Annotated in this window: 20 protein-coding genes; 15 read left to right on the top strand and 5 right to left on the bottom strand. The window is 55.7% G+C overall.

The features are described from left to right. Nucleotides 1-117: 117 nt before the first annotated feature. The 6 genes from KO486_RS02910 (at nt 118) to KO486_RS02885 (ending at nt 4,799) form a co-directional block, all read left to right on the top strand. Complete coding sequence (locus KO486_RS02910) at nt 118-804, top strand: response regulator transcription factor (RefSeq protein ID WP_216035747.1); 687 nt, start codon at nt 118-120, stop codon at nt 802-804. A 210-nt stretch (nt 805-1,014) separates the two neighbouring features. Next, entirely contained in the window at nt 1,015-2,130 is a 1,116-nt protein-coding gene (locus KO486_RS02905) for an aminotransferase (RefSeq protein ID WP_216035746.1), read from the top strand. Nucleotides 2,131-2,166: 36 nt separating this feature from the next. Then, nucleotides 2,167-2,955 (top strand): exodeoxyribonuclease III, encoded by a 789-nt coding sequence (locus KO486_RS02900; RefSeq protein ID WP_216035745.1) that lies wholly within the window; start codon nt 2,167-2,169, stop codon nt 2,953-2,955. An 87-nt stretch (nt 2,956-3,042) separates the two neighbouring features. Then, complete coding sequence (gene trxA, locus KO486_RS02895) at nt 3,043-3,951, top strand: thioredoxin (protein WP_216035744.1); 909 nt, start codon at nt 3,043-3,045, stop codon at nt 3,949-3,951. 27 nt (nt 3,952-3,978) lie between these two features. Further along, nucleotides 3,979-4,611 carry an LON peptidase substrate-binding domain-containing protein gene (locus tag KO486_RS02890; RefSeq protein ID WP_216035743.1) on the top strand — a complete coding sequence of 211 codons (633 nt, stop codon included), beginning with the start codon at nt 3,979-3,981 and terminating at the stop codon, nt 4,609-4,611. After that, complete coding sequence (locus KO486_RS02885) at nt 4,608-4,799, top strand: Trm112 family protein (protein WP_216035742.1); 192 nt, start codon at nt 4,608-4,610, stop codon at nt 4,797-4,799. The genes KO486_RS02890 and KO486_RS02885 overlap by 4 nt, the downstream gene beginning before the upstream one ends. Here KO486_RS02885 and KO486_RS02880 read toward each other — a convergent pair. Then, nucleotides 4,796-6,001, bottom strand: coding sequence for a UbiH/UbiF/VisC/COQ6 family ubiquinone biosynthesis hydroxylase (locus tag KO486_RS02880; RefSeq protein ID WP_216035741.1), 1,206 nt, complete (start codon nt 5,999-6,001; stop codon nt 4,796-4,798). The genes KO486_RS02885 and KO486_RS02880 overlap by 4 nt on opposite strands. 78 nt (nt 6,002-6,079) lie before the next feature. Between KO486_RS02880 and KO486_RS02875 the strand changes: the two genes are divergently transcribed. The 4 genes from KO486_RS02875 (at nt 6,080) to KO486_RS02860 (ending at nt 12,603) form a co-directional block, all read left to right on the top strand. Continuing rightward, nucleotides 6,080-7,408 carry an amidase family protein gene (locus tag KO486_RS02875; RefSeq protein ID WP_216036208.1) on the top strand — a complete coding sequence of 443 codons (1,329 nt, stop codon included), beginning with the start codon at nt 6,080-6,082 and terminating at the stop codon, nt 7,406-7,408. Nucleotides 7,409-7,516: 108 nt separating this feature from the next. Beyond that, a complete protein-coding gene (locus tag KO486_RS02870; RefSeq protein ID WP_216036207.1) occupies nt 7,517-8,695 on the top strand; it encodes an aminotransferase class I/II-fold pyridoxal phosphate-dependent enzyme in 1,179 nt (392 codons plus the stop codon). A gap of 12 nt (nt 8,696-8,707) precedes the next feature. Next, on the top strand, nt 8,708-11,755 hold the full coding sequence (locus KO486_RS02865) for a DNA translocase FtsK (protein WP_216035740.1): 3,048 nt from the start codon (nt 8,708-8,710) through the stop codon (nt 11,753-11,755). Between the two features lie 230 nt (nt 11,756-11,985). Beyond that, nucleotides 11,986-12,603 carry an outer membrane lipoprotein carrier protein LolA gene (locus tag KO486_RS02860; protein ID WP_216035739.1) on the top strand — a complete coding sequence of 206 codons (618 nt, stop codon included), beginning with the start codon at nt 11,986-11,988 and terminating at the stop codon, nt 12,601-12,603. An 80-nt stretch (nt 12,604-12,683) separates the two neighbouring features. On the opposite strand, the gene KO486_RS02855 is transcribed toward KO486_RS02860, so the two are convergent. Continuing rightward, nucleotides 12,684-13,271, bottom strand: coding sequence for a transglycosylase SLT domain-containing protein (locus KO486_RS02855; protein WP_216035738.1), 588 nt, complete (start codon nt 13,269-13,271; stop codon nt 12,684-12,686). A gap of 81 nt (nt 13,272-13,352) precedes the next feature. Next, nucleotides 13,353-14,234, bottom strand: a complete 882-nt coding sequence (locus KO486_RS02850; protein WP_216035737.1) for an AEC family transporter — start codon at nt 14,232-14,234, stop codon at nt 13,353-13,355. An 83-nt stretch (nt 14,235-14,317) separates the two neighbouring features. Between KO486_RS02850 and hspQ the strand changes: the two genes are divergently transcribed. Next, nucleotides 14,318-14,644, top strand: a complete 327-nt coding sequence (hspQ, locus tag KO486_RS02845; protein ID WP_216035736.1) for a heat shock protein HspQ — start codon at nt 14,318-14,320, stop codon at nt 14,642-14,644. On the opposite strand, the gene KO486_RS02840 is transcribed toward hspQ, so the two are convergent. Continuing rightward, a complete protein-coding gene (locus tag KO486_RS02840) occupies nt 14,641-14,841 on the bottom strand; it encodes a hypothetical protein (RefSeq protein WP_216035735.1) in 201 nt (66 codons plus the stop codon). The two genes, hspQ and KO486_RS02840, sit on opposite strands and share 4 nt — an antisense overlap. Further along, nucleotides 14,831-16,408, bottom strand: a complete 1,578-nt coding sequence (locus tag KO486_RS02835; protein ID WP_216035734.1) for a gamma-glutamyltransferase family protein — start codon at nt 16,406-16,408, stop codon at nt 14,831-14,833. Before KO486_RS02835 ends, KO486_RS02840 begins: the two co-directional genes overlap by 11 nt. Nucleotides 16,409-16,675: 267 nt before the next feature. On the opposite strand from KO486_RS02835, the gene KO486_RS02830 reads away from it, so the two are divergent. From KO486_RS02830 to KO486_RS02815, 4 genes are all read left to right on the top strand, one after another. Next, nucleotides 16,676-17,128: a GAF domain-containing protein gene (locus KO486_RS02830; RefSeq protein ID WP_216035733.1), complete on the top strand. Its 453-nt coding sequence runs from the start codon at nt 16,676-16,678 to the stop codon at nt 17,126-17,128. Nucleotides 17,129-17,198: 70 nt separating this feature from the next. Beyond that, nucleotides 17,199-17,768, top strand: coding sequence for a helix-turn-helix domain-containing protein (locus KO486_RS02825; RefSeq protein WP_216035732.1), 570 nt, complete (start codon nt 17,199-17,201; stop codon nt 17,766-17,768). A 15-nt stretch (nt 17,769-17,783) separates the two neighbouring features. After that, nucleotides 17,784-18,404, top strand: coding sequence for a LysE family translocator (locus KO486_RS02820; protein ID WP_216035731.1), 621 nt, complete (start codon nt 17,784-17,786; stop codon nt 18,402-18,404). A 1-nt stretch (nt 18,405) separates the two neighbouring features. Beyond that, nucleotides 18,406-18,780 (top strand): GFA family protein, encoded by a 375-nt coding sequence (locus KO486_RS02815; protein ID WP_216035730.1) that lies wholly within the window; start codon nt 18,406-18,408, stop codon nt 18,778-18,780. Nucleotide 18,781 lies beyond the last annotated feature (1 nt).

Raw genomic sequence — 18,781 nt, 5'->3', positions numbered from 1 at the left:
CTGTCAGAAATTGAAACATTTCCCCCGCATCTGACACGACGGCGTGAGAAGTTGCCATAAAACTTGCGTGAAGACGTATCTCAACACATCTGTCATGTAACCAAGGAGATACCAGTAATGGCACAGCTTAAGAGAATCCTACTCGTCGATGATGACGAAGACCTGCGCGAAGCGCTGGGCGAACAATTGTTGATGACCGAAGATTTCGATGTTTTCGAAGCCGGAAACGGCGCTGAGGCGATGACGAAATCAAAAGAAGGTCTTTATGATCTTGTGATACTGGATGTTGGCCTTCCGGATACCGACGGGCGCGAGCTGTGTCGCCTGATGCGCAAACAAGGCGTGAAATGCCCGATCGTGATGCTAACAGGCCACGATGGCGATAGCGACACGATCCTTGGGCTGGACGCTGGTGCCAATGACTACGTCACCAAACCGTTCAAGTTTCCCGTGCTTTTGGCCCGTATTCGCGCCCAGTTGCGCACCCATGAGCAATCCGAAGATGCTGTTTTCACGCTTGGGCCATATACGTTCCAACCGGCACAAAAGCTGCTGGTGACTGAGGACGAAAAGAAGATTCGTTTAACGGAAAAGGAAACAAACATCCTTAAATTCCTGTACCGCGCGACCGAAGGGGTCGTTGCCCGCGATGTGCTGTTGCATGAGGTCTGGGGCTACAATGCGGGCGTCACGACGCATACGTTGGAAACCCACATCTATCGCTTGCGCCAGAAGATTGAACCCGATCCAAGCAATGCGCGTCTGCTTGTTACAGAAAGCGGCGGCTACCGACTGGTCGCATAAGTTCCCTTGGTGATGGGGTTACATCACCACCTCCCTGTTGGACTTGCCCCGGCCTTATTGGTCGGGGCTTTTTTATGGGGTCGAATTGGCTGCGCCAATCCGATCCGGCGGGGGCCAGCCCCCCGCCCCCCCGAGGTATTTTTGAAACAAAGGCAAAGAGGCTGGACGAATTTACGTGGGGCTGATCCAGTGGCGCAAAAGGAGTGTTGGATGAACATCGAACCGTTTGGTGTTGAGCAGTGGATGAACGCTTGGGAAACCAAGTGCGATCTGAATTTGGCAGAGACCTGCGTTGCCTCTTTAACGCTGGCAGAGCTGATGCAGATGGCGGGGACAACCCAACAGATGCCAAGTGATTTGGCCGCAATGAAGATGACCTACGGTGAGATTCGCGGCTCAAGCCGTCTGCGCGGGTTGGTGGCGGGCATGTTTGCGGACCAAACGGCCGAGAACGTGTTGATCACTCATGGCACCATTGGGGCCAATCATATGGTTTATCAAACCTTAGTTGGGACGGGGGATCATGTGGTGGCGATCACGCCGACCTATCAGCAACACACGGCGATTCCTCGGTCATTGGGGGCTGAGGTCACTGAGGTTGCCCTGTCAGAGGATCAAGATTGGCTTCCGGATTGGGATGCCGTTGCGGCGGCTGTTAGGCCCGCGACAAAAGTGATTGCCTTGACCAATCCGAATAACCCGACAGGTGCGCTGATTGATCGAGAGGGTCTTCAACGGGTTGCTGAAATCGCGGCAAGTGTGGGCGCGTGGGTGTTGTGTGACGAAGTTTATCGGGGAACGGAGCAAGCGGTTGCCGTGCCGTCAATCGTGGATGTCTACGACAAAGGCATTTCGACTGGGTCCACGTCAAAGGCGTTTTCGCTGGCGGGGCTGCGGCTGGGTTGGATTATCGGCCCCGAACCGCTGTTGGACGCTTGCGAAATTCACCGCGACTACACAACGATCAGTGTCGGCATAGTCGATGACTATTTTGCGGCTATGGCGCTTGAGGCCAAGGACGTGGTTTTGCAACGCTCCAGAGAGATCACGCGCGGCAATCTAGATGTGCTCAAGAAATGGATCGCGACTGAACCCAAGGCATCGTTTGTTGCGCCAAAGGCGGGCACGACAGCGTTTGTTTCTTTGGACGTGCCAATGTCATCTTATGACCTTTGTGTCGCTTTGTTGAGGGACACGGGTGTCATGTTTACGCCTGGGTCCGCGCTGGGTGTTGAGGGTTATGTGCGGGTTGGGTTTGCCTGTCATCCTGATGTGTTGAAAGAAGGGCTTTCAAAGGTCTCGGACTGGCTGGCAAAGCAGGGCTGAACTGGGCTAGGGTCGCGCAAAATCAGGAGAGCGCCCATGTCATTTACCCTTGCCACTTGGAACATCAACTCTGTGCGGTTGCGCGAAGGTCTTGTTGCCCGTCTGATGTCGGACGAAGCGCCGGACGTGCTATGCCTGCAAGAATGTAAGAGCCCGGTTGAGAAAATCCCTCTCGAGCAGTTCCAAGCGCTTGGTTACCACCACATGGTTGCGCGGGGTCAGAAGGGTTACAATGGCGTTGCGATCTTTTCCAAGATGCCGATTGAGGAAGCGGGCGCCGAAGATTTCGCGTCGCTTGGTCATGCACGCCATATCGCGGGACGGCTGGAAAACGGGGTAACGGTCCATAACTTTTATGTGCCCGCTGGTGGTGACAAACCCAACCGCGAGATCAATGAGAAGTTCGGCCAAAAGCTCGATTACCTCACTGAAATGCGGGACTACTTTCATGCCAACGCGCCGGAAAAATCGATCCTTGTCGGGGATCTGAATATTGCCCCTCGTGAAGACGATGTTTGGGACCACAAGAAACTGCTCAAGGTCGTGAGCCATACACCGATCGAGGTCGAAGCTTTGGCGGACGTGCAAGGCGCGAGCAATTGGGTTGATGTGACCCGCGCCGATATTCCGGACGGCAAACTTTACAGCTGGTGGAGCTATCGCGCGCGTGATTGGGACGAAGCAGACAAGGGCCGCCGCTTGGACCACGTATGGGCGACACCTGATATTGCCAGTGCGGCCCATTCGAGCCGAGTCGTTCGGGCAGTGCGCGGATGGGAACAACCAAGCGACCACGCACCCGTTTTCGCGACGTTCGATTTATGATTCACGTAGGCGTATAGCCGCGCCCCCTTGGCCTTTGGCATGGGTTTGCCCATATAGACGCCAACAGGACACGAACCGGAGAAGACGATGCTTGAACTTGGTGGACAGCCCGCAGCGGCAGATGATTTGATTAAAGACAGCGGCGACGCGACTTTCATGCAGGACGTCGTTGAGGTGTCTAAAGACGTCCCCGTCATCGTCGACTTTTGGGCGGCATGGTGCGGGCCGTGCAAAACGCTTGGTCCGATCTTGGAAGAGGCCGTCAAAAAGGCCGGCGGCCGTGTAAAGATGGTCAAAGTCGATGTTGACCAGAACCCCGGTATCGCGGGCCAATTGCAGATCCAATCACTGCCCACGGTTTACGCGTTCTTCAATGGCCAACCAATTGACGGTTTTCAGGGCGCGCTTCCGCCAAGCGAGGTGGATGCCTTTGTGACCAAGATCGCTGATCTTGCGGGTGAACCTGACAACGGACTTGCTGACGCAATCGAGGCCGCAGAGACCATGCTGGCCGATGGCGAAGCAGGCGATGCGGCGGAAACATTCTCGGCGATCCTCGAAGAAGACAGTGCGAATGCAGCCGCTTTTGGTGGGTTGGTCCGCAGCCATTTGGCGCTGGATCAAGTCGACGAAGCTGAGGCCGTTTTGAACGGCGCACCTGCGGAAATCTCCGATGCCCCCGAACTTGAAACCGCCCGCGCGGCGGTTGAACTGGCGAAACAGGCGGCAGATGCGGGCCCAGTGGCCGAGTTGACGGCTGCTGTTGAAGCTGATGAGAACAATCATCAAGCGCGATTTGATTTGGCGGTGGCACTGCATGCGTCAGGGGATAGTGAAGGGGCTGTAAATCAGTTGCTAGATCTGTTCCGCCGTGATCGCGACTGGAATGACGGCGCCGCAAAGACGCAATTGTTCACGGTTTTTGATGCGTTAAAGCCGAATGACCCAGTTGTTTTGGACGGGCGCAGAAAACTATCGTCTTTGATATTTGCCTAGGCGTGAGTTTGGCTTAGGTTTGAGGGAATGAAAAAGCACCCAGACCTTCCAGATGTGATCCCGATCTTTCCCTTGCCGGGTGCGTTGCTGTTGCCGCGTGCCCAGTTGCCATTACAGCTTTTTGAGCCTCGCTATCTGGCTATGCTGGATGATGCGATCAAAACGGATGGTCGTTTGATCGGTATGGTGCAGCCCAATGGCGAAGACCGTCTGCATGCGATTGGCTGTGTCGGTCGCGTGACATCGCTGACGGAAACTGAAGATGGTCGCTACATGATCACGCTTTCGGGATTGTCGCGGTTTCGGATCCGCGAGGAGGTCGAAGGCTTTGCTCCTTATCGCCGTGCAAATGTTGATTGGGCCGGATTTGAGACTGATTTGGGCGCCGAGGAGGACGATGCTGGATTGGACCGCGATGGTTTGATGGCGACCTTGGAACGGTTCTTTGAGAGTCGCGGGCTCAGCACAGATTGGGAAAGCCTCAAGGAAGCGCCGCCAGAACTGTTGATCAATTCGCTATCGATGCTTTGCCCGTTTGAACCGGAAGAGAAACAAGCTTTGTTGGAGTCTCCGACATTGATCGCACGGCGGGAAACGCTGGTTATGTTAATGGAATATGCGCTGCGCAGTGGCGAAAACGACGGGACGTTTATGCAATGAGTGAAACCGAAAAATCCTTTAATCCAAAGATGTTGGAGGCACTGGTTTGTCCGCAAAGCCAAGGTCGATTGTCTTATGACGCCAAAACCGACGAGCTGATCAGCAAATCGGCACGTCTGGCCTATCCGATACGCGCTGGGATTCCCGTGCTGTTGATCGACGAAGCGCGCGTGATCGAAAAGGACTAGCCTTTCATTAGGCTCGGCAAGTCTCCTGATAGGCCGGCGGCCTCTCGGATAAAGCGTCGGCGCAAGTTCGGGGATGAATTTACGATCCCCATACCTATATCACGTGCCGCCCTGAGCAACGGGTTATCGTTTGAGAACAACTTGTTGAAGGTGTCCGTGGCGGCTGCAAGGGTCGTTGTGTCGAAGCGCCGCCATTGTTCGTAACGGGTTAGGACGGCAGGGCTTCCAATGTCTTCGCCGCGCATCTTTGCGTCTTGCAACACATCAACCAAAACAGCAACATCGCGCAAGCCAGCGTTCAGCCCTTGGCCCGCGATCGGGTGAACACCGTGCGCCGCATCCCCAATAAGAGCGATGCGATCTGCGATGAACCGTTTGGCAAGTGTTAGGTTCAACGGATAGCTGAACCGCTTGCCGATCACCGAGATGTCACCAAGGAAACTGCCGAACGCAGGGCGCAAAGCATCAAGGAAGTCGGCGTCATCCATGGTCATGATCTCAGCAGCGCGAGCATGGGTTTCAGACCACACAATTGAGCAGCGGTTTCGTGTCAGCGGAAGAATGGCCAGTGGGCCATGTGGCATAAAGAACTGATGCGCGATGCCGCTGTGCGGCTTTTCATGGCCAACGGCGCAAACGATTGCCGTTTGCCCGTAATCCCATCCGTCGCGCTTGATGCCAGCGCGTTCCGCGGTGCCACTTTTGCGTCCGTCCGCCCCGATGATCAGTTTGCCAGTGACTTCATCGCCAGACGCCAACGTGACCGTGCCACCAGACTGCGCGACAACAGTATCGCCAGAGATTTGCGTGATGCTGGTTTCGGCGTCCATGGCGGCCAGCAATGTTTGTCGCAGATAGCGGTCTTCGCACATGTAGCCCATGGGGCCTTCTTCGATTTCGCCGTGGTCGAAATGCATCATCCAAGGGGCGGGGCCGTTGCCTGCTGTTCCATCGGTGACCTTGATTTCAAGCATTGGTTGAGCATGCTCTTTCAGCCCATCCCAAAGCCCAACAGCCCGTAAAAGACGCATGGATGCCAACGCCAGCGCGTAGGACCGTCCGTCAAAGTCGGACAAGGCGCGTTCTTGTGCGGGCAACGTGTCGATCACGGTACTGCGCAGGCCGATTTGGGCCAACGCCAGCGCGAGGATCGGGCCGTTCAGGCCGCCTCCGACGATGATGATATCTGTGTTTTTGTTCATGAGCGCACTATGCGTGCTCGTGCGGGATTGTCCATGCGTGGGATGGTCGCTACCGTTCTTCCAAACACGGAGGCAGCGATGCAAGATTGGCTATGGGCGACGGCCGCAGATTTGGGGCGCGGAATTGAGGCAGGTGAGATCGATCCTGTTGATCTATGCGAGACATACCTTACGGCGATTGACGCCCATCCGCTTCGTGACCGCATCTTTGCGCGCGTCACCCACGACCGTGCCCGTTCTGAGGCAAAAGCGGCATCTGATCGTGCTAAGGCCAAACAGCGTTTGTCGCCCTTGGATGGTGTTCCAATAAGCTGGAAAGATTTGTTTGATACCGCTGGCGTTGCGACGGAAGCGGGGACCGCGTTGATGGAAGGGCGTGTTCCTGAAAGCGATGCCGAGGTTCTTCGTGTTGCGACGGGCATGGGCCTTGTTTGTCTTGGTAAAACCCACATGACGGAAATCGCCTTTAGTGGTTTGGGGCTAAACCCGATTACGGCAACACCACCTTGTGTGAATGATGCCGACGCAGTTCCCGGTGGGTCGTCTTCTGGTGCGGGCGCAAGTGTTGCGTTCGGCTTGGCGGCGGCTGCTGTTGGGTCAGATACAGGTGGGTCCGTTCGGATTCCGTCCATGTGGAACGATCTTGTCGGGCTCAAAACGACCCATGGGCGGGTGTCCGTCGAAGGTTCTGTCGCTTTGTGTCACGGGTTCGATACAGTTGGTCCGTTGTGCCGATCCGTTGAAGACGCAGGCCTGATGTTGGCTGCGTTTGAAGGCACCAAGCCAGCTGATTTGGGTGGCGTGTCGTTGAAGGGCAAGCGGTTTGCGGCGCTGCAGACCGTTGTGATCGCAGAAATGCGGGATGTGCCTGCTCAGGGTTACGCTCTGGCCCTGGAAAAACTCAAAGCCGCGGGGGCGGAGATCGTGCCCATTGATGTGCCAGAATTAAACCGTGCATTCGAAATGTCTGCTCCGCTTTTCACGGCTGAGGCCTATGCGAATTGGCGTGATTTGGTCGAAGCGAACCCAGAGAAAATGTATTGGCAAATCCTGAACCGCGTCATGCCGGGCAAAGATGTGGCGGCGCACGACTACATTGCGCTTTGGCAGGAATTAGAAGGTATTCGACAGGCCTTTACCAAGGCGACAGCGTCTTTTGATGCAGTCATTATCCCTGGATCGCCGATTATGCCGCCCAATGCTGATCGTTTGCTGACCGATGAGGATTACTACCTTAGTGAAAATCTGCTGGCGCTTCGCAACACACGGGTCGCAAATCTGATGGGGCTCGCATCTATTACGTTGCCGACAGGCGTGCCTTCGGTTGGCGTAATGCTGAACAGCCACCCCGGATCAGAGGAAGCCTTGTTGCGGATTGGCAAAGCCGCCGAAGCGGCGCTGGCTTAAAAGCCACACAAGTTCCCGCAATCGCGTCCTTTTTCTGGACACTGGTCCATTGCTCAGGCTATTTTGGTCAAAAGCGACCCGTTAATGAGGTCGCGAATTGAGGCAGTAATGACGTACCCCGAGCGGTTTTCGAACCTACCGGCCTATGCGTGGCCGCGCTTGCGCGCCTTACTCGACGTCCATGAAGCGGGCGGCGACCCGATAAACATGACCATTGGTGAACCTCAGCATCCGTTCCCGTCTTTTGTGGCCGATATCATGGCTAAAACTGTTGGTGAATTTGCGAAATACCCAAAGAATGAAGGCGCCCCAGAGCTTTTGGCGGCAATTTGTGGGTGGATCACGCGGCGCTATTCGGTGGATGTAACACCCGATCGCGTGATGGCTTTGAACGGCACGCGTGAAGGTTTGTACAACGCGATGATGGCGCTTTCGCCGGAAACCAAAAACGGTAAGAAGCCGGCTGTGCTGATGCCGAACCCGTTTTATCAGGTTTATGCGATTGCTGCTTTGTCCGTGAGTGCCGAACCCGTTTTTGTTCCGGCCACCGCGGCGTCAGGTCACTTGCCTGACTACGCATCGCTGGACTCAGAAGTTTTGGACCGCACCACGGTTGCCTACATTTGTAGCCCTGCGAACCCGCAAGGCGCCGTTGCGACGCGGGAATACTGGGCTGAATTGATTGCTCTCGCCGAAAAGCATGATTTCATGATTTTCGCAGATGAATGCTATTCTGAAATATACCGCGATACGCCCCCGATGGGTGTGCTTGAAGCTGCGGCAGACACAGGTTGTGATCCTGAACGCATCGTTGCGTTCCATTCGCTTAGCAAACGATCCAACCTGCCAGGTTTGCGATCTGGCTTTGTGGTGAGCGGGCCCAAGAACATGGCAGAGATCCGTCAACTGCGCGGCTACGCAGGTGCACCATTGCCGATGCCCATTCAACGGGTTTCAGAGGCCGTGTGGTCTGACGAAGACCACGTTATCGAAAATCGAGCCTTGTATCAGGCGAAATTCAACGACGCGGATGAAATCTTTGCAAAGGTGAACAGCTACACGTCACCAGAAGCGGGGTTCTTCCTTTGGCTTGCCGTGGAAGATGGCGAAGCCGCTGCATTAAAGTTGTGGCAAACGACTGGCGTACGGGTTCTGCCCGGCGCTTACCTAAGTCGTCCGGATCCGGCAGGGGATCCAGGCGCGGAATATATAAGGGTGGCTTTGGTCGCCCCAAGAAAAGAAACACAGCGCGGTCTGACCCTGATCCGCGACTGTTTGTATACGTGAGGAAACAGGCACATGGCATCTTATCAATCTCGGCAACGCGACCCGCTCCTCGACAGCACCACGCAAGCGGCAATTGAGAAACGCGGGCGCGAGCTGGTCGGTATCGGGCTTTTTGTTGCTGGCCTGATGGTCGCGATGATGCTGTGGTCTTATGCGGCGGACGATCCGAACTTTATGTCTGCCACGGATGCTCCTGTGCAAAACTGGTTGGGCCGTCCCGGCGCGTCCTTTGCTGCGGCCTTGTTTATGATTGTGGGCTACGCGTCTTGGATGTTGCCAATTGTGCTGATGGCGTGGGGACTGCGGTTCACAATGCATTACGGCCAAGAACGCGCGATTGGGCGGATGATTTTTGCGCCGATCGCGATTGCGGTGACAGCGATTTATGCGGCGACGTTGAATACCGGCGCTGGTTGGGACGAGAGCTTTGGTCTTGGTGGGCACTTTGGCGACATGGTTCTGTCGATCTTGCTGACAATCCTTCCATTTGGCACGACCTTTGCGGTTAAGCTGATGTCGTTCGTTATGGGCTTGGGTGTTATCGCACTTATGGCGTTCGCGCTGGGCTTTACGATGGTCGAACTGCGCAAACTGGGTCGTTTCCTTTTGGTTGGTTTGATCGTTGCCTATTCTGGGGTGCTTAAGTTGCTCGGACAGACGGCGTCTGCGTCTTACAAAGGCGCGCAAGCCTTTGGGAGCCGTGTTCAGGAACGCCGCGAAGTGTCGCGTCAGGAAAAGGCCGAATATGAGGCTGAGCTGGCTGCTGCACGCGCTGTGCCCGCGCCAAGCCACGCCGAAGAGACCGCCCGAGTGGCCGCCGTTGTGCGTGCAAACCCTGCAATGCCGACCCGCTATGAGGACTTTGACCCGATTGAATCGGATGTCGATCACGCGCCAGCCGCGACGCGCGATCATGTTTCCGCCGCGCCATTGGCCGCACCTGTCCGTGCTGCCGAACCAGAACAAAAATCCGGTTTGTTTGCGTCCTTGTTGAAGCGCAATGAACCGATGCCGGAGCCAGAACTGATTGAAGAACCCAGCGTTGATCACGATCTGCCAGTGGGTGACAACGACCGTATCAGTGCGCGTATCGCATCTGCTGTTCGCAGCCGGTCCGGTCAGCCTCAGGAAGTACAGATCGCGACGAAACCGGGTGTGAACCCGGCAATTACAGCAGCGATCGCAAGCCGTATGGAACCTCTCGCGGAAGCACATGCAGCGCGCATTGAACCACCTGTTGCCAAGCCAACTGGGCCGCGCCCGCTGGTTTTGAACACGGAACAACAGGCTGCTGTCGCAGAACAGGCGCCCATCGCTGATGCGCCTATGGCTGAGTTCGTCGAAGACTACGTTGAGCCGTCCATGGAATATATCGCTGCGGACACAGCCCCGATTGAAACACCTGCGGCAGCTTTTACGCCGTCCGCGGTGCCTGTTCCGGAAGCCAAGGCCGTTGTTCAACATCCTCCGCGCAAGCCGGTTCAGCCGTCCCGCCAAGCCAAAGCCGAAGCGCAGCCTGCGTTGAAGTTCGATGAAAACAAGAGACCTGCATATGAAATGCCGCCGCTTGGTCTTTTGGCCTCACCGGAGGCCATCACGCGCCATGTCTTGAGCGACGAAGCGCTCGAAGAAAATGCGCGCATGTTGGAAAATGTTCTCGATGATTACGGCGTCAAAGGGGATATCGTTTCGGTGCGTCCGGGTCCTGTCGTGACGATGTATGAACTTGAGCCTGCCCCCGGTTTGAAAGCGTCCCGTGTGATCGGTCTGTCCGATGACATCGCACGTTCCATGTCGGCGCTGTCCGCCCGTGTATCCACAGTGCCAGGTCGGTCCGTGATCGGGATCGAACTTCCGAATGAGAATCGCGAAATGGTGGTGCTGCGCGAAATGCTGTCGGCACGTGACTTTGGCGATAGCAATATGAAACTGCCGCTGGCTTTGGGCAAAGATATCGGCGGTGAGCCGATCATCGCTAACCTTGCCAAGATGCCCCACCTGCTGATCGCGGGTACGACGGGTTCTGGTAAGTCCGTGGCGATCAACACGATGATCCTGTCGTTGCTCTATAAACTGTCACCGGAAGAATGCCGGATGATCATGATCGACCCGAAGATGTTGGAACTTTCCGTTTATGACGGCATTCCGCACCTCTTGTCGCCTGTTGTTACCGACCCGAAAAAGGCTGTTGTGGCGCTGAAGTGGGTCGTGGGCGAAATGGAAGAACGCTACCGCAAGATGTCCAAAATGGGCGTGCGGAATATCGACGGCTACAATGGCCGCGTAAAAGATGCGTTGGCGAAGGGTGAACAGTTCAGCCGCACCGTTCAGACCGGTTTTGATGATGACACGGGCGAACCGGTGTTTGAGACTGATGAATTTACACCGGAAATTCTACCTTATATCGTCGTTATCGTAGACGAGATGGCCGACCTGATGATGGTCGCTGGTAAAGAAATCGAAGCCTGCATTCAACGCCTTGCGCAGATGGCACGTGCGTCGGGCATCCACTTGATCATGGCGACACAGCGTCCGTCGGTTGATGTTATCACCGGTACGATTAAGGCTAACTTCCCGACAAGGATTTCGTTCCAAGTGACGTCGAAAATCGACAGTCGCACCATCCTTGGTGAGATGGGTGCTGAACAGCTGCTTGGTATGGGTGACATGCTTTATATGGCGGGTGGATCCAAGATTACTCGTGTGCACGGACCGTTCTGTAGCGATGAAGAAGTCGAAGAGATCGTGAACTACCTCAAGGCTTATGGCCCGCCGGAATACTTTAGTGGTGTTGTCGAAGGTCCTGCTGAGGAAAGCGCAAGCAACATTGATCAGGTTCTTGGTCTTGGTGGCAATACAGACGGTGAAGACGCACTGTATGATACGGCCGTTGCGATTGTGGCGAAGGATCGTAAGTGCTCGACGTCTTACATCCAGCGGAAACTGGCGATCGGCTATAACAAAGCCGCGCGGCTTGTTGAACAGATGGAAGACGAAGGTATCGTCAGCGCAGCCAACCATGTTGGCAAGCGCGAGATTTTGATCCCAGAGCGTCAGTAACTCAAAAAGTGGCGCCTCTGATCATTCAGTAGGCGCCACTTTTGTATCTGGAGCGTAGGGAATGGCTTCCTATCCCAGCGTGACAGAGGCGCCGTGTGTGGCGTTTAATCAAACAAAATCAGCCTGCTAAGTGATAACAAATGGCATGATATCGCCTAACCGTGCGGGTTCCCCCATGTTTCTCCCATCCATTGGGTGCAAAATGCGCCCAGCCTGATTAGGTAAGAGACATGAACAAGTTAACACGCAGACTTTGCCTTATGGCTGTCCCCCTCGCGCTGGCTGGGGTCGCAGCATCACCATCACTCGCGCAGCAGTTATCGCTGGGGCAGGTGTCCACCTATCTGAATTCGTTTACCAGTGCTGAAGGGGAGTTCACGCAGATCAACGCGGATGGCACGATCTCCACTGGGACGATCTACATCAAACGTCCCGGTCGCGTGCGGTTCGAGTATAATCCACCCGAGGAGTCCTTGGTTGTTTCCGGCGGCGGGCAGGTGGCGATCTTTGATCCTCGATCTGACTCTGGGCCAGATCGCTATCCGTTGAACCAAACACCACTGTCGATCATTCTGGAACGCAACATTGATCTGACCCGCACCGATATGGTGACAGGCCACACCAGTGATGGCACTACGACGACGGTTACGGCGCAGGACCCTGCGCATCCCGAATACGGCAATATCCGTATGGTATTCACATCCGAACCTGTCGAGCTGCGCCAATGGATTGTAACGGATGACACCGGCCAGCAAACAACGGTGATTTTGGGGGATTTGGCAAAGGATGGCCGCGTGCCTGATATCCTGTTCAACATCAACCGAGAGATGCGGCTCTGGGGGAATTAACGCCCCGTCCCATCTGCACATCAGACAAACAAAAAGCGCGCCCGATTAAGGCGCGCTTTTCTGTTAATTGTCTAAGTGGTTTAGCGGAACTGACTGCAGGTCCGCAGCTGCGCGTCATACATGACAGCACGGTCGCGCACTTCGCCTGCGATCCGTACCAACCACGGTTTGCTGCGGTAGGTCCCGCGGCGCCAACCTGTCCGGCCATCGTGATAGGCAAGGTATTGGTTATAGGTATCATCCAGTGCGATCCCGTTTTCGCGAACGGTCAGTGACATATACCAACCCATGAAATCGGTCGCGTCGGCGATGTTAGTCCGGTTGGACCCACGGCTGCCTTGTTCGCGGACGTATTCTTCCCATGTGCCGTCCAGCGCCTGAGAATAACCCAATGCGGAAGATTGACGGCCCGTCGGAATAACGCCGAGCGCGTATTGGTGGGGGGGACGGTTGTCAGAGATAAACTTGCTCTCTTGATAAATCATCGCCATCAGCACGTGGGTTTCCACGCCCCAGTTTCGTTCAGCCTGCTTAAACGCGCGCACATAATGCGGGCGTTCCGTTAGAATTGCACAGGCGTTGTCCAGATTGCGCGGCGCAGCACCGTCTCGGGCGCCGCAGCTCCCCAAGATTAACAGTAATAGGCCCACGCGAAAGAAATTGCTCATCTGCCTCTCGCTTATTTTTATATATTATTAGGCCCAGTTTAACGGATAACGAGCAGTCTGGAAACAGCTTTGAGCGCAGTTTTAGATCACAAATGCGAGGATAAGCGGTAAAGTGATCACCGACATAAGCGTCGAAACAACCACAAGACCTGCGACATTGTCGGCATCGGCTCCGTATTTTTCGGCCAAGAGGTAGGATGTGACCGCCACAGGGGTCGCGATTTGCACCACGAGCACCGCCAGCGCAGTTTTATCGAGCCCAAACCAAAGCCCTGCCACCACCGCACACGCAACGCACAGAACGGCCTTTATAGCGGACAGCAAGATGGCCAATCCGAAGTTTTGAGGCTTAAGGCGTGCAACAGCGACGCCGAGCGTGATCAGCATCATCGGGATGGCCATTTGGCCGATGAGGTCCAACGCGTTAGTCAGGAAAACCGGTGTTTGCCAACCCTGCCACAAGAAAAATGCACCTGCTATCGTGGCAAAGACCATGGGCTCTTTAATGACCTTGAGCGGTGAGCCTCCGCCAGACACCAGCCAAATACCGAATGTGAAACTGCCGATTGCCATTACGGCGAAAACAACCACGGCATAACCCAGCCCAACGTCCCCAAAGGCAAACAACGCCAGCGGGAGGCCGAGGTTACCCGTGTTGCCAAAAATCAAAGGTGCCAGAAATGTTCGTTGATCCAAACGCCCTGCCTTGAGCAAAGCCCACATCGCGACCGTCACAAGCGCATAGGCGACCAAACTGGCCAAGGACAGCGCCCCAAGTGCCGCTGCGTCAATCTCTGTCTGCATGAGAGCCACGAAAATCAGGCAGGGAACCGAAAGGGTCATCGCGAATCGTGTAACGAATTCAACACGGTATTCGAAGCCAAGCTTGACCCATCCAAACCCGACTGCCGCCAAAAGGAAGACCGGAGCGACAATTTCCAACACAGTTAAGGTGAGTTGCACAGTTTGTTTCCTTAGTTTTTTCCGTGACCGCATGGACACGGGGCGGGGTGTTTGTCTAGTAACGGGTAAGGGGCCAATTATCTATGCTGAAGACACGCGCGAAATATCATTTGGGACAAATCGTCCGTCACCGCAAACATCCGTTTCGCGGTGTTGTGTTCGATGTCGACGCGATGTTCGCCAATACCGAAGAATGGTATGAGGCGATCCCAGAAGAGGCGCGCCCTCAGAAGGACCAGCCATTCTACCACCTTTTGGCGGAAAACGATCAGTCACATTACGTGGCTTATGTGTCCGAGCAGAACTTGGTTGCGGATTATTCCGGTCAGCCTGTGGATCACCCCGATCTGGACGATCTGTTTGGCCCGTTCGAGGACGGTCAGTATCCGCTGCACTTCCAGTTGAACTAGTCTTGGGGCCTTCGGCTCCAGAAAAACAAGATCCCGCCAAAGCTGAACAGCGCCGCATAGATCGCAGCGTCTAGTGTTGCGTCTGGCACACCGTTCAGCGCGTCATTCACAGCTTGACCACACAAAATGCCGCCCGCGATCGTGAACGCGAGGCCACCTGTGCGGGCGAGCCGTTTCATTACTGCGTTAGTATCCAAGGGCTATCCCATCTTTGCGTGGGTCTGACGCTCCCTCGAGCATCCCGTCACCGCGTAGTTTGATCGCCTGAGCACCGCCAATAGGTTCATCCGCGCGTGTGACCGTGTGGCCCATGTCGGCCAATCCTTTCGCCACGTGATCGCTGTACCCGGTTTCGACATTTACCGCGCCTTTGTCGGCAAAGCAGCGCGGCGCGTCTATGGCGGTTTGGGCGTCCATGCCGAAGTCTTCCATATTCGTCAGCATGCGCGCGTGACCGCAAGGCTGATAGGCCCCACCCATCACACCAAACGGCATCTCAATTTTTCCACCGCGTTTGACCATACCCGGAATGATCGTGTGCATGGGGCGTTTGCCGCCGCCTGCTTCGTTCGGATGACCCTGTTCCAGCGTGAAACCCGCCGCGCGGTTTTGAAACAAGATGCCGAATTTATCAGACGCGAGGCCTGACCCAAAGGAGTGGAAGATCGAATAGATCATCGACACACACATGCGGTCTTTGTCGACCACAGTGATATAGACGGTATCTTTGTGAACGGCTTCAGCCCCAGGTAAAGTGGGTGAAAGTGCCTTGTTAGGGTCTATTAATCCCGCCAACTGCGCCGCTGTATCAGCGCTTAGCATATGATCTAGGCGCGCCGTGTGATCAGGGTCTGCGATAACGCGGTTGCGGGTGTCATAGGCCAGCTTGGAAGCCTCGGCCTCTAGGTGTGCCCGCGCTGTTCCCATGGGGTCTAAGCCTGCGATATCAAAATGCTTGAGGATGTTGAGGATCAAAATCGCCGTGGCGCCTTGGCCGTTGGGTGGATGCTCGACCAGTTCGATGTCTTTGTAAGTGCCGCTGACGGGCGTGGTGTAGTCACAGGTGACACCTGCAAAATCATCCAGCGTATGCGTGCCGCCCGCGGCGTTCAGGGCTGCGACCATATCTTCAGCGACTTCGCCCTCATAAAACCCTTCGCGCCCATCCATCGCGACACGGCGCAATACGTCCGCTTGCCCGGGTGCGCGAAATTTTTGCCCGACGGTGAGCGGTTTGCCCTGCGCCGTGAAATGAGTGCGACCCGCGCCGTGCAATGTTGCATTTGATTGTGCGTAGTCGAACGCCACGCGTGGGGCGACAGGAACGCCTGCGTCTGCGTAATGAATCGCTGGGGCGAGAACCGCTTTGAGCCCAAGTTTGCCGTGATCCTTTGCCAGACGGATAAACCCATCCATCGCACCGGGGAGGCTAATCGCATGTACCGAATTGAGCGGCAGAACATCCATGCCTTCAGCCCGCAATTTCGCCGCCTCTAACCCCGCAGGTGCGCGGCCAGAGGCGTTTAACGCCTGAACAGTGTCTGAACCGGCCTCGTTGAACAGACAAAAGGCATCGCCACCAATGCCAGTAGATTGCGGCTCGCAGATGCCAAGAAGCACAGCGCCTGCAATGGCCGCGTCCATCGCGTTGCCACCCGCCTCGAGCATTTGAATCGCGACCTTGGCCGCAAGGGGATGGGATGTCGCGCAGATGCCGTTCTCTGCAATCACAGCCGACCGACCAGGGTTTTGAAAATTACGCATAGTGCCTCCGAGCATTTCGAAGACCGTAACATTTTCGTCGTGGGGGGGAAGGGCACATTGCAGGTAGTCCTCGACGCCGCGCACTGGGTGGGGGCTGTTACACGCGACGTCGAGGTGAGCCTATGCAGCTACAAGGGAAGGTTTGACGTTAGATTCGGGTGGGCATTGGGTAACAATGCGACCGTTTTGTGGTTTTTCGTGCTTAACAAATCCCCGCGACGCCTCAATAGTGCGGAGACCTTCCGACCGACAAGAATAAGGCCTGAAATGCCCGATTATAATTTGCTTTCCAAAACGATCCAGAGCCTCACGGATGGTGAGGACGACGCCGTGGCGTTGATGGCGACCATTGCCTGTGAAGTGCACCACAGTGATCCGCGATTTGATTGGACCGGTTTCTATCGCGTGACGGCCCCGCAGATGCTCAAGATCGGGCCGTATCAAGGCGGACACGGGTGTTTGCAGATTCCGTTTTCACGCGGGGTTTGTGGTGCCGCGGCGCGGACGGGAGACGTTCAATTGGTCGCGGATGTTGAAGCCTTCGAAGGGCATATCGCCTGTGCGAGTTCGACTCGGTCAGAGCTAGTGTTGCCTGTGTTCAATAAAACAGGAGACGTGATCGCAGTTCTCGACATCGATAGTGATCAACCTGACGCTTTTACCCAAGAAGATGCCGATCAAATGGCGGCGATCCTAAAAGCCGTATTCGACCGGTTGTAGGGTGCGTGAAAAAAGGCTTTGAAATTTCATGAAGGCATGAAAGGGTTTTCCAATAAGGAGCCTAAAGCAAGTGATTCACAACAATCCGCCAGAAAGCCGCACCCTCGGGGCTGATATTCGCGCCTTGCGAAAAGCGCGTGGCATCACCCTGACTGAGTTGGGTGAAACCCTTGATCGGTCCGTTGGCTGGCTTTCACAAGTTGAACGCGATCTGTCCGAGCCGTCGATTACCGATCTGCGCGACATCGCGCGTGCGCTTGATGTATCTGTCTCAAGCCTCTTTCGATCCGTCGCGCCCGACCATGAACAAGGTCTGATTGTGCGTGGGCATGCGCGACGTCCGATCGGGTCTCGTGCTGCTGGTTTGGTCGAAGAGCTGCTTTCGCCCGACCTGACCGATGATTTCGAAATGTTGCATTCCACCTTCGAAGCGGGGTCCAAGATCACCGAACCCGTCACGCGCCCCACGCAAGAGGTCGGGTATATCGTGTCAGGCCGATTGGACCTCACAATCGCGGAGCGATCCTTCAGTCTGACGGCTGGCGACAGTTTCCGCGTGCGGGGAGAGCCGTTTCGTTGGATGAACCCTTACGATGAACCCTGTGTCGCGATCTGGGTTATCGCCCCACCGATATATTAGGGGAAGCGCGTAGAGATGACATTTGAAGCATGGACCATATTCGCGTTGTTTTGGCTGGTGTTTGTCACAACCCCAGGACCGAACGCGGTGAACTGCATCAGTAATGGCATGACGCGCGGTGTTTGGCGCAGTCTTCCAGCGGTTGCGGCGATCTTGACGCAAGCGTGTTTGTTTCTAGCGTTGTCCGCGCTCGGGGTGACGGCGTTGTTGGCAACATCAGAGGTCGCGTTCCAAGTGGTAAAGACGATTGGCGCAGGCTTTTTGATCTATCTTGGCCTGCGAGGTTGGATACTGGCCAAACGCCCCGCACCTGTGACCACGCAAACCGCGGGCGGGATATACTGGCGCGCTTTGGCGATTGCTGTGATCAATCCCAAAAGCGTGGCTGGGTACCTTGCTGCTTTCAGTCAGTTCGTGCAGCCGGATGTGCCGATCGGACCTCAAATGTGGGTGATTGTCCCAACCGCGCTGACGCTGACGGCCTGCAGTTACCTCACCTACACGGCGCTCGGCGCTGGGTTGGGTCGTGCGGCGTTGGGCGCAGTTTTCAATGTCTGGTTTCGCCGCATTATGGCTGTCTGTTTCATCGTCTATGGTATCTTGCTCGGCACGTCTCAACCCATAGGGAGAGCCTGATTTGTTGGAAGGCACTTGCAACTGTAAAGGCGTCACGTTCAGCGTCACGGATGGGGGGCAAAGCGTAAGTGCCTGTCACTGTTCTCAGTGCCGAAAGCAGTCTGGCCACCATTGGGCGTCGGGGTACGCACCGTTTGAGAACTTCAAAATCAACGGCGACGTGCGTTGGTATGAGGCAAGCCCAACGGCCAAGCGCGGCTTTTGCCCGACCTGTGGCTGCTTCTTATTCTGGAAGGCGCACGATGAAGACGGAATGAGCTTTTCCCTCGGCGCAATTGACGGGCCGACGGGACTGAAACTGCAAAAACACATCTTTGTCGCGGACAAGGGTGACTATTACGACATCGCGGACGGTGTGCCGCAAAAGGAGCACTAAC

Origin of the sequence: Octadecabacter sp. B2R22 (genome assembly GCF_018861045.1) — a bacterium.
GTDB lineage: Bacteria > Pseudomonadota > Alphaproteobacteria > Rhodobacterales > Rhodobacteraceae > Octadecabacter.
Note: the sequence above shows the minus strand (reverse complement) of the source record. Positions and strands in the feature narration are given on the sequence as shown.

What these genes read in the sequence shown, in the direction of transcription:
- KO486_RS02820 (WP_216035731.1), top strand. Translation starts at nt 17,784, where the DNA reads ATGACATTTGAAGCATGGACCATATTCGCGTTGTTTTGGCTGGTGTTT.
- KO486_RS02830 (WP_216035733.1), top strand. Translation starts at nt 16,676, where the DNA reads ATGCCCGATTATAATTTGCTTTCCAAAACGATCCAGAGCCTCACGGAT.
- KO486_RS02890 (WP_216035743.1), top strand. Translation starts at nt 3,979, where the DNA reads ATGAAAAAGCACCCAGACCTTCCAGATGTGATCCCGATCTTTCCCTTG.
- KO486_RS02905 (WP_216035746.1), top strand. Translation starts at nt 1,015, where the DNA reads ATGAACATCGAACCGTTTGGTGTTGAGCAGTGGATGAACGCTTGGGAA.
- trxA (WP_216035744.1), top strand. Translation starts at nt 3,043, where the DNA reads ATGCTTGAACTTGGTGGACAGCCCGCAGCGGCAGATGATTTGATTAAA.
- KO486_RS02835 (WP_216035734.1), bottom strand. Translation starts at nt 16,408, where the DNA reads ATGCGTAATTTTCAAAACCCTGGTCGGTCGGCTGTGATTGCAGAGAAC.
- KO486_RS02885 (WP_216035742.1), top strand. Translation starts at nt 4,608, where the DNA reads ATGAGTGAAACCGAAAAATCCTTTAATCCAAAGATGTTGGAGGCACTG.
- KO486_RS02870 (WP_216036207.1), top strand. Translation starts at nt 7,517, where the DNA reads ATGACGTACCCCGAGCGGTTTTCGAACCTACCGGCCTATGCGTGGCCG.
- KO486_RS02875 (WP_216036208.1), top strand. Translation starts at nt 6,080, where the DNA reads ATGCAAGATTGGCTATGGGCGACGGCCGCAGATTTGGGGCGCGGAATT.
- KO486_RS02865 (WP_216035740.1), top strand. Translation starts at nt 8,708, where the DNA reads ATGGCATCTTATCAATCTCGGCAACGCGACCCGCTCCTCGACAGCACC.
- KO486_RS02910 (WP_216035747.1), top strand. Translation starts at nt 118, where the DNA reads ATGGCACAGCTTAAGAGAATCCTACTCGTCGATGATGACGAAGACCTG.
- KO486_RS02855 (WP_216035738.1), bottom strand. Translation starts at nt 13,271, where the DNA reads ATGAGCAATTTCTTTCGCGTGGGCCTATTACTGTTAATCTTGGGGAGC.
- KO486_RS02900 (WP_216035745.1), top strand. Translation starts at nt 2,167, where the DNA reads ATGTCATTTACCCTTGCCACTTGGAACATCAACTCTGTGCGGTTGCGC.
- KO486_RS02880 (WP_216035741.1), bottom strand. Translation starts at nt 6,001, where the DNA reads ATGAACAAAAACACAGATATCATCATCGTCGGAGGCGGCCTGAACGGC.
- hspQ (WP_216035736.1), top strand. Translation starts at nt 14,318, where the DNA reads ATGCTGAAGACACGCGCGAAATATCATTTGGGACAAATCGTCCGTCAC.
- KO486_RS02860 (WP_216035739.1), top strand. Translation starts at nt 11,986, where the DNA reads ATGAACAAGTTAACACGCAGACTTTGCCTTATGGCTGTCCCCCTCGCG.